The sequence below is a fragment of the Bacillus sp. SIMBA_005 genome, assembly GCF_046535585.1.
Classification (GTDB): domain Bacteria; phylum Bacillota; class Bacilli; order Bacillales; family Bacillaceae; genus Bacillus; species Bacillus pumilus.
The window spans coordinates 1-274 of record NZ_JAWRWI010000347.1; the positions used below are offsets into that span (position 1 = coordinate 1).

Sequence of the window (274 nt, forward strand, 5' to 3'; positions counted from 1 at the left end):
AAACTCGATCCTGAGCAGGGAGCCAAGGTCATTATTTTCTATGCGCCGACTTACCTTCCGCACAATTATCTGAAGGAAGAAAGCACACGGGACCGGCTTTTGCAGCATGTCATTCAAGAAGCGGTCGATAAAACAGCGGCATCAACCGGAGAAACATTCGTCTTTAAAAAGTTTTTCCCTTATTTAGCGGATGGAAGCTTTTTATCACTGCATGAAACAGATGAGGAGGTCTCCGCCTTTACCGATAATTTTCCGGGCTGGGATGTCATCGGGA

General features: G+C 46.4%; 1 pseudogene. It reads left to right on the forward strand.

The window, feature by feature from the left end:
- Window positions 1-274 (forward strand): annotated as a pseudogene (locus SB660_RS20410) (peptidase M20); the annotation flags it as partial.